The organism is Pseudomonas sp. G5001 (assembly GCF_013385475.1).
In the GTDB taxonomy this organism is placed as follows: Bacteria; Pseudomonadota; Gammaproteobacteria; order Pseudomonadales; family Pseudomonadaceae; genus Aquipseudomonas.
On the sequence record NZ_JACAPZ010000010.1, the window covers coordinates 55,053 to 63,938 of the forward strand.

The 8,886-nt window shown below is 62.9% G+C and carries 5 protein-coding genes; all 5 read right to left on the minus strand.

From position 1 onward, the window contains the following. Positions 1 to 7: 7 nt before the first annotated feature. Entirely contained in the window at positions 8 to 2,716 is a 2,709-nt protein-coding gene (locus HX805_RS10130; RefSeq protein ID WP_177116838.1) for a nitrate reductase, read from the minus strand. Then, complete coding sequence (nirD, locus tag HX805_RS10135) at positions 2,716 to 3,033, minus strand: nitrite reductase small subunit NirD (RefSeq protein WP_003215022.1); 318 nt, start codon at positions 3,031 to 3,033, stop codon at positions 2,716 to 2,718. Before nirD ends, HX805_RS10130 begins: the two co-directional genes overlap by 1 nt. Beyond that, the gene (nirB, locus tag HX805_RS10140; RefSeq protein ID WP_003215025.1) at positions 3,030 to 5,483 is read right to left on the minus strand and encodes a nitrite reductase large subunit NirB; all 2,454 of its coding nucleotides are present in this window, start codon (positions 5,481 to 5,483) and stop codon (positions 3,030 to 3,032) included. Before nirB ends, nirD begins: the two co-directional genes overlap by 4 nt. A gap of 232 nt (positions 5,484 to 5,715) precedes the next feature. Continuing rightward, entirely contained in the window at positions 5,716 to 7,386 is a 1,671-nt protein-coding gene (locus HX805_RS10145; protein ID WP_177116839.1) for a bifunctional protein-serine/threonine kinase/phosphatase, read from the minus strand. Continuing rightward, the gene (locus HX805_RS10150; RefSeq protein ID WP_003215029.1) at positions 7,386 to 8,597 is read right to left on the minus strand and encodes a NarK/NasA family nitrate transporter; all 1,212 of its coding nucleotides are present in this window, start codon (positions 8,595 to 8,597) and stop codon (positions 7,386 to 7,388) included. Before HX805_RS10150 ends, HX805_RS10145 begins: the two co-directional genes overlap by 1 nt. Positions 8,598 to 8,886 lie beyond the last annotated feature (289 nt).

Genomic DNA, 8,886 nt, shown 5'->3' on the forward strand with positions numbered 1-8,886 from the left:
GCTTGCCTCACACTCTGATCGCGATTGGCTGCTCGCCGTTCGCCAATAACCGTTTGATTTCCGGCACACAGGAGCCGCATTGCGTGCCGCAACCCAGTTCCTGCTTCAGCCCGTTCAGGTCCAGGCCCCGGGCAATGCCGGCGCAGACCGCGCTTTCGCTGACGTTCTTGCAGTTGCACAGCGTCTTGTTGCTGCTCGAGCCGCCCCCCGGTGGCGCACTCAATGGTGCCAACAACCAGCGGCGTAACTGCTCATCGGTGCGACCTTCCAGCCACAGGCTTTGCAGCCAGTGGCGAGCCAGGGTTTCGCCAGCCAGGCGGATCGCGGTGATACGGCCTTTTTCAATCTTTACCCGCTTGCCAATGGAGCGCCGCGGGTCGTCGTACGCCATCACGGGGCCGTCGTTGAGGCCCAGCAGTTGGTCGATCTGCTTGAGCAGTTCAAGGGCGGGCGCCTCGTGATGCGCCGCACGAATCAGCAGGGCAGGCCGCTCGCGTCCGGTCAGGCTCAGGCTGACGTAGGCAAAGCCGTCACACAGCGGTCGCAACGCTTCGAAGTGTTGCTGCACATCGCCTTCAATCAGCGCAAACAAGTGCCAGGGCAGTCGCACCGCCTCCAGGCGCACGCCGCTGTGCTTGAGTTCCGGCTGTTTGGACAGCGGGTCGAATGCCGGCTGGGTCAGCGCATTTACGCCGCCTTTAAGAAAACGGTCGCCCCAGTGCATCGGCAGGAAAGCCTGGCCGGGACGCACGCTGTCATCGCTGCCGACGGCCACAATCACGCTGCCGCGCCGGCTTTTCAGGCTGACCAGATCCCCTTCCTTCAAGCGATGGCGACGCAGTTCGTCCGGGTGCAGGCTGAGCACTGCTTCACTGACATGGCCGAACAGCTGCGCAGCGGTGCCGGTGCGGCTCATGCCATGCCATTGGTCCCGCAGGCGGCCGGTGATCAGGGTGAGTGGGAAGCGCGCGTCACGCTGCTCCTTGGCGGCGCGATAAGGGTCGGCGACAAAGTGCGCGCGGCCAGTCTCCGTAGGGAAAAATCCGTCGGTGTACAGCCTTGGTGTTCCGCCCACCGCATCGGCCGGGAATGGCCATTGCTGCGGGCCTATCCGGTCCAGCAGCGCGTGGCTGATACCCGACAGGTCCAGGTCCCGGCCACGGGTCAGCAGCTTGTATTCATCAAAGATCTGTGCCGGTTGCTCAAAGGCAAAAAGCCCCGGTTTTCCGGGACAAAGACGCTGCTCCAGGCGTTGGGCAAAATCCACGGTGATTGCCCAGTCCGGCCGCGCTTCCCCAGGTGGGGCGATGGCTCGGCGAACGTGGGAAATGCGCCGCTCAGAGTTGGTCACTGTGCCTTCCTTCTCGCCCCAGCTCGCGGCTGGCAGCAACAGGTCGGCGTAACGCGCCGTCTCGGTTGTACGAAAGGCTTCCTGTAGCACCACGAACGGACACGCTTCCAGGGCCTGGCGCACGGTGTTCTGGTCGGGCAGGGATTGGGCGGGGTTGGTGCACGCGATCCACAAGGCCTTGATCTTGCCGGCCTGCATCTGTTCAAACAATTCGATGGCGGTCAGCCCGGTGCTGGCCGGCAGTTGGTCGACCCCCCAATACGCGGCTACTTCTGCCCGATGTTCGGGGTTGGCAGCCTCACGATGGCCAGGCAGTAAATTCGACAAACTGCCGGTTTCCCGCCCACCCATGGCATTCGGCTGACCCGTCAGGGAGAAAGGTCCGCAGCCAGGGCGGCCGATGGTGCCGGTCGCCAAATGCAGGTTAATCAAGGCGCTGTTCTTCGCGCTGCCGGCGGTGGACTGATTGAGCCCCATGCACCACAACGACAGAAAACTCGCCGAGGTGCCGACCCATTCCGCACACAGACGCAGTTGCTCGACACTGATCCCGCACAACTGCGTGACCATTTGCGGTGTGTAGTCGTGAACCAGGCGTTTGAGTTCGACCAGGCCGTCGGTATGGGCCTGGATAAAGTCGCGGTCGATCCAGTCTTCCCACAACAGCAAGTGCAGGATCCCATGGAACAATGCGACATCCGTACCCGGCAAAATCGCCAGATGCAGGTCCGCCAAGTCGCAGGTGTCGGTGCGCCGGGGATCAATTACCAGCACTTTCATCTGTGGCCGGCGGGCCTTGGCTTCCTCCAGGCGTCGGAACAACACCGGATGCGCGTAGGCCATATTGCTGCCGACGATCATCACGCAGTCGCTCGACTCCAGGTCCTCGTAGCTGCACGGTGGCGCGTCGGCCCCCAGGCTGCGCTTGTAGCCGACCACCGCCGAAGACATGCACAGCCGCGAGTTGCTGTCGATATTGTTGGTGCCCACCAGCGCCCGCGCCAGTTTGTTGAAGCTGTAGTAATCCTCGGTCAGCAACTGCCCGGAAATATAGAACGCGACGCTGTCCGGCCCGTGTTCAGCGATGGTTTCGGCAAACACGTTCGCCGCGTGCTCCAGGGCGGTATCCCAGTCGGTGCGGCTGCGGGCCAGGCCTTTGCCCAGCCGCAGTTCCGGGTACAACGCGCGGGCCGCGAGGTCTCCGGTGAGGTGCAGGCTGGAGCCCTTGCTGCACAATTTTCCGAAGTTGGCCGGATGACTCGGATCGCCACTGACGCCGAGGATCTGCGAGCCATCATGCTCGATCAGTACGCCGCAACCGACCCCGCAGTAGCAGCAGGTGGACGCGGTGGTCTGGCGGTTCATCAACCGGCGTCCCGCAGCGCCAACATCACCCGGCCGTTTTCCACACGGGCCGGGTGGTGATGGGCGCAGCCGACGTCCGGTGCCTGGGCCTCCCCGGACTCCAGGTCGATCTGCCAGTTGTGCAGCGGGCAGGCCACGCGCTTGCCGTAGATCAAGCCTTGGGACAGCGGGCCACCCTTGTGCGGGCAGCGGTCGTCGAGGGCGAAAACCTCGTCGTCACTGGTACGAAAAATCGCGATGTCGCCTTTTGGCCCGCTGATGATGCGCGAGCCCAGGGCGTTGATTTCTTCGAGGGCGCAGATATCCAGCCAGTTCATGCCGGCACCTCCAGCAGTTTGACGGGGATGGTGTCGAATTCCTTTTTCAGCAGCGGCTGTTCCAGGCGTTCTTTCCACGGGTCCTGCTCGAACGACAGGGAGAATTGCAGGCGTTCATTCAGTGCCTGGCGCCGCGCCGGGTCTTCCAGTACAGCCTTCTTGATGTGCTCCATGCCGACCCGTTGCAGGTAGTGCACGGTGCGCTCCAGGTAGAAGGCCTCTTCCCGGTAGAGCTGTAGGAAAGCGCCGTTGTATTCGCGCACTTCTTCGGCGGTTTTCAGCTTGACGAAGAACTCGGCGACCTCGGTCTTGATCCCGCCGTTACCGCCGATATACATCTCCCAGCCGGAATCGACGCCGATGATTCCCACGTCCTTGATCCCCGCTTCCGAGCAGTTGCGCGGGCAGCCGGACACTGCCAGCTTGACCTTGTGGGGCGACCACATATTGAACAGGTCATGTTCCAGCTCAATCCCCAGTTGCGTCGAGTTCTGCGTACCAAAGCGGCAGAACTCGCTGCCGACGCAGGTCTTCACGGTGCGGATGGATTTGCCGTAGGCATGGCCGGATGGCATATCGAGGTCTTTCCATACGCCGGGCAAGTCCTGCTTCTTGATGCCGAGCAAATCGATGCGCTGCCCGCCGGTAACCTTGACCATCGGCACGTTGTACTTGTCGGCCACATCAGCGATGCGCCGCAGTTCCGACGGATTGGTCACACCACCCCACATCCTTGGGACTACCGAGTAGGTGCCGTCTTTCTGAATATTGGCGTGGGCGCGTTCGTTGATCAGGCGCGATTGCGGATCGTCTTTTGCCTCGCCGGGCCAGGTGGAGATCAGGTAGTAGTTGAGTGCCGGGCGGCAGGTGGCACAGCCGTTCGGGGTGCGCCAGTTCAGGTAGCTCATGGTGCCGGCGATGGTCAGCAGGTGCTGGTCGCGGATGGCCTGGCGGATTTGCCCGTGGTTGAGGTCGCTGCAGCCGCAGATGGCTTTTTCGCTTTTCGGTTTGACGTCCGCCGCGCCGCCCACGGTGTTGATCAGGATTTGTTCCACCAGCCCGGCGCAGGAACCGCAGGAACTGGCAGCCTTGGTGTGCTTCTTCACGTCGTCGACGCTGAACAGACCGTGTTCCTGAATCGCCTTGACGATGGTGCCCTTGCACACGCCGTTGCAGCCGCAGACTTCGGCGGTGTCGGCCATGCTCATGGCTTTGTCCTGGCCTTGGTGGCCTACATCGCCCAAAGCATTTTCACCGAACATCAGGTGATCGCGGATCTCGCCAATGGCATGGTTCTCACGGATCTGCCGGAAATACCAGCCGCCGTCAGCCGTATCGCCGTACAGGCAGGCGCCGACGAGGATGTCGTCCTTGATCACCAGCTTCTTGTACACACCGCCAATCGGGTCGGAAAGCGTGATGGTCTCCGTGCCTTCGCCGCCCATGAAGTCCCCGGCGGAGAACAGGTCGATGCCGGTGACTTTCAATTTGGTCGAAGTCACCGAGCCTTGATAGCGCGCGAAACCCAGTTGGGCGAGGTGGTTGGCGCAGACCTTGGCCTGCTCGAACAGCGGTGCCACCAGGCCGTAGGCAATCCCGCGATGGCTGGCGCATTCGCCGATGGCATAGATGCGCGGGTCGTAGGTTTGCAGGGTGTCGTTGACCAGAATCCCACGGTTGCACGGGATGCCGGATTTTTCCGCGAGTTCGGTGTTGGGGCGGATGCCCGCAGCCATCACCACCAGGTCGGCGGGGATCACATCGCCATTCTTGAATTGCACCGAGCCGACGCGGCCGTTGCCAGCGTCATGCAGCGCCTCGGTCTGCTCCTTCAAGCGAAACACCAGGCCACGGCTTTCCAGTTCGGTTTGCAGCAACTGGCCGCTGGTCTTGTCCAGTTGCCGTTCCAGCAGCCACTCGCCGATATGCACCACGGTCACGTGCATGCCACGCAGCATCAGGCCGTTGGCGGCCTCCAGGCCCAGCAGGCCGCCGCCGATGACGACCGCGTGCTTGTGGGTCTTGGCGGTGTCGATCATGGCCTGGGTGTCGGCGATGTCGCGGTAGCCGATCACACCCTGCAACGTATTGCCCGGGATCGGCAGGATAAACGGCGTGGAGCCGGTGGCGATCAGCAGGCGATCGTACTCGGCCTCGCTGCCGTCTTCGGCGATGACTTTGCGTTTGACCCGGTCGATCTGCACCACTTTGCGGTTAAGCAACAGCTTGATGTTGTTATCGAGGTACCAGCTCAAGTCATTGAGCACGATCTCTTCGAAGGTCTGCTCACCGGCCAGCACCGGCGACAGCAAAATGCGGTTGTAATTGGTGTGGGGCTCGGCGCCGAAAACGGTGATGTCGTACAGGTCGCTGCTCAGCTTGAGCAATTCTTCAAGGGTGCGAACCCCGGCCATGCCGTTGCCGATCATCACCAGTTTGAGTTTCTTCATGTCGTTCTCCGCAGTGGCTCGACAAATCGTGCGCAACAAAAAAAGGCGTCCCCGCTACGTAAGTAGCGAGGACGCCTTTGTCCTGGTCCCGTTCTCTCGGGAAGCCCGACCTTCGACGTTGAAGGTGCGGCTATATGTGTGTTGATGGGAAAGCTAATGCAGCGGTTGTGCCAAGTAGGATTTTGGCCGGTTTTGTTAAGTGGCGCGGCGATGTATCGAGAAATTTCGCCTCTTAGTGGTGCAACAGCCAGTACAACAGCACCAGATTGATCAGCAACGACAGCACGGCCAACGTTTGCCAGACCTTCAGCGGTTCGCGCTCCAGCAGCGGTTTTGGTCGCGTGCTCAACTCGCGGCGATCCGCCTGCTCCAGTACCAGCAACCATTCCTCGGCAGTTTCATAACGTTGCTCGGGTTGCGCGGCGACTGCGCGCTCCAGGCTCTGTTGCAGCCAGTCGGGCAGGTCGGGGCGGTAACGGCTGGCGCCGACAAGCGTAGTGAACCTGGGACGCTGGAAAGCTTCGATTTCGCCATAGGGGTAATGCCCGGTGAGCAGGTAATACAAGGTCACACCGACGCTATACAAGTCCTGTTGCGGGGTAGGGCGTTCGCCGTTGAAGGCTTCCGGGGCGATAAAGCTTGGCGTGCCAGGCAACAGGTGCGCGCGATCCTCCGAAAGCCCGGGGCAGTAGGCCAGGCCGAAGTCCAGCACACGCAAGTCGCCATCCTCTCCCAGCAGCAGGTTTTCCGGCTTGATGTCGCGGTGCAGGATCTGCCGGCGGTGCAGCAGCCCGACGGCACGCAACAGGCGCTCGGCCAGGGTTTGCCACTGCGCCAGGGGCAATGGGCCCTGGTGCTTGAACAGTTCGGCCAGGGTTTGGCCGGAGTATTCACGCATCACGTAGTACAAATGCTGACGGCCACTGGCTGGATGGACTTCAGGGAACGCGCGGCCGGCGACCCGGCGCAGGAACCATTCCTCTGACAGCAATGCCTGGGCGGCGAACACGTCATCGTCGTGGCTGAGCGGCAAGGTCTTCAGCAGCCACGCCTGTTGATGGCCATCGCGCACCCGATAGAGCAAGGACTGGCGGCTTTGCCCCAACAGCGACTCTACCTGCCAGCCTTCGAAGCGCTGGCCGGGTTTCAGGGGGGGCGGCAGGGGCCATTGCTGCAACTGCACCAGCGCATCGCCGAGGGTGGCGGCGCCAAGCTGGTCGACGCGGACCAGCAGGGCGCTGGCGTTGTCCTGGCTACCAGCCAGGTGCGCGGCGCTGACCAGGGTGTTTACCGCGAGGTCCAGGTCCGACTGTTCCCGCAGGATTGCGCTGATGTTGTTGTCATCCAGGGTCGCCCACACGCCGTCGCTGAGCAGCAGGAAACACTCGCCTGCCCGCAACTCGCCGTCGAGGAAATCCAGCACCAGATGCTGATCCAGGCCCATGGCGCGCTTGAGCACATGCTGCATGCCCGGTTGCTCCCACACATGCTCCTGGCTCAGGCGCTGCAACTGGCCATCGAGCCAGCGATACACCCGGCAATCACCCACATGAGCCAGGGTAAAACGCTGGCCGCGAAACACCAGGGCGCTGAGGGTGGTCAGCAACGGCTGGCCGCCGCCGTTGGCTTGCAGCCAGCGATTCTGGGCCACCAGCAAGCGTTCCAGGGCCTGGGCCACGCCCCAGGTTTGCGGCGTGGCGTAATAGTCCAGGGCCAGGGCTTGCAAGGTCGAGCGTGCAGCCAGTCCGCCATCGGCGCATTGGCTGACGCCATCGGCGATGGCACACAGGTAGCCTTTGCTGGCGGCCAGCTCCGGGGCGGGGGTGACCAGGCGCAAGGCGTCCTGGTTTTCCTGCCGTGGGCCGGTGGCGCTGGCTTGGGCGAAGCTCAGTTGCAGGCTCATCAGACCCGTGCAGCCGTCACCGCAGCCGAGCCCCAGGTGGTTCTCCAGCGACGCTTGACGCCGTACAGGCCGAACCAGGCCAGCACGCCCAGGCTGGCGAACAGCCACAGCGCCAACTGATAGCTGCCGGTGCTTTGCTTGATCGCGCCCATGCCCGCCGCCAGGGCGAAACCGCCGATGCCGCCGGCCATGCCGATCAGGCCGGTCATCACACCAATCTCGCGGTGAAAGCGTTGGGGCACCAGTTGGAAGACTGCACCGTTACCGGCACCCAAACCGAGCATGGTGCACACAAAAAGCGCCAGTGCTGCGTAGGAGCTTGGCAGGTTGAACCCCACCGCCGCGATGCAGATCGCTGCCACGCCGTACATGCCGAGCAGGGTGCGAATCCCGCCGAAACGGTCGGCCAGGGCGCCGCCCAAAGGCCGCATCAGGCTGCCGCCGAATACGCAGGCGGCGGTGTAGTAGCCGGCGGTGACCGGGCTCAGGCCGTATTGGTCGTTGAAATAGCCGGGCAGGGCGCTGGCCAGGCCGATGAAACCACCGAAGGTCACACTGTAGAAGAACATGAACCACCAACTGTCGCGGTCGCCCAGGGCTTTGAAGTAGTCGGCCATGGACTTGGCCTTGGGTCGTTGCGGGGCGTTGCGGGCGAGCCAGGCGAAGACGATCAGCGTCAGGATCAGCGGGATCAGTGCGAAGCCGAACACATTGCTCCAGCCAAACGCGGCGGCGAGCACCGGTGCCAGCAGGGCCGCAAACACCGTCCCGGAGTTGCCGGCGCCGGCGATGCCCATGGCCTTGCCCTGGTGCTCGGCGGGGTACCACTGGGACGCCAAGGGCAGGGCGACGGCGAACGAGGCTCCCGCCATGCCGAGGAACATGCCCAGCAGCAGGGCTTGCTCGTAGCTGTGGATTCCGAGTTTCCAGGCGACGAACAAGGCGCCGATGACAATCACCTGGCCGATCAGGCCGGCGGTCTTGGGGGAGAGTTTGTCGGCGAGCATGCCCATCAGGAACCGCAGCACTGCGCCGGCCAGGATGGGGGTGGCGACCACCAGGCCGCGTTGTTGGGTGGTGAGGTGCAGGTCGGCGGCGATTTGTACCGCCAATGGGCCCAACAGGTACCAGACCATGAAGCTCAGGTCGAAATACAGGAACGCGGCGAACAGGGTCGGGGTGTGACCGGATTTCCAGAAGCTTGATTTCATCACGCACCTCAGCGGTAAGGGGTCTTATGAGAAGGCCTGGTGATGGAACGGCTGGGGCCGCCCCATCGGCCCCGGGCTATGGGGCCAAAACGAAAAAACGCCGCCACCGGGTTCGCTGGGGCAAACCGGGTGTGCGACGTCTTTGTCGTGGAGGGGGCAACCGCCGTTGGCTACCTGTGGGGATTCTTTAGCAAGAGGTGGGCCAACAGGGGGTGGGGGGGGTGTGGTGTGGTGTGGTGTACATATCCGTTGCTGCGGTAACGGCGGCTTAGGGTTCCGCTCTTACAGC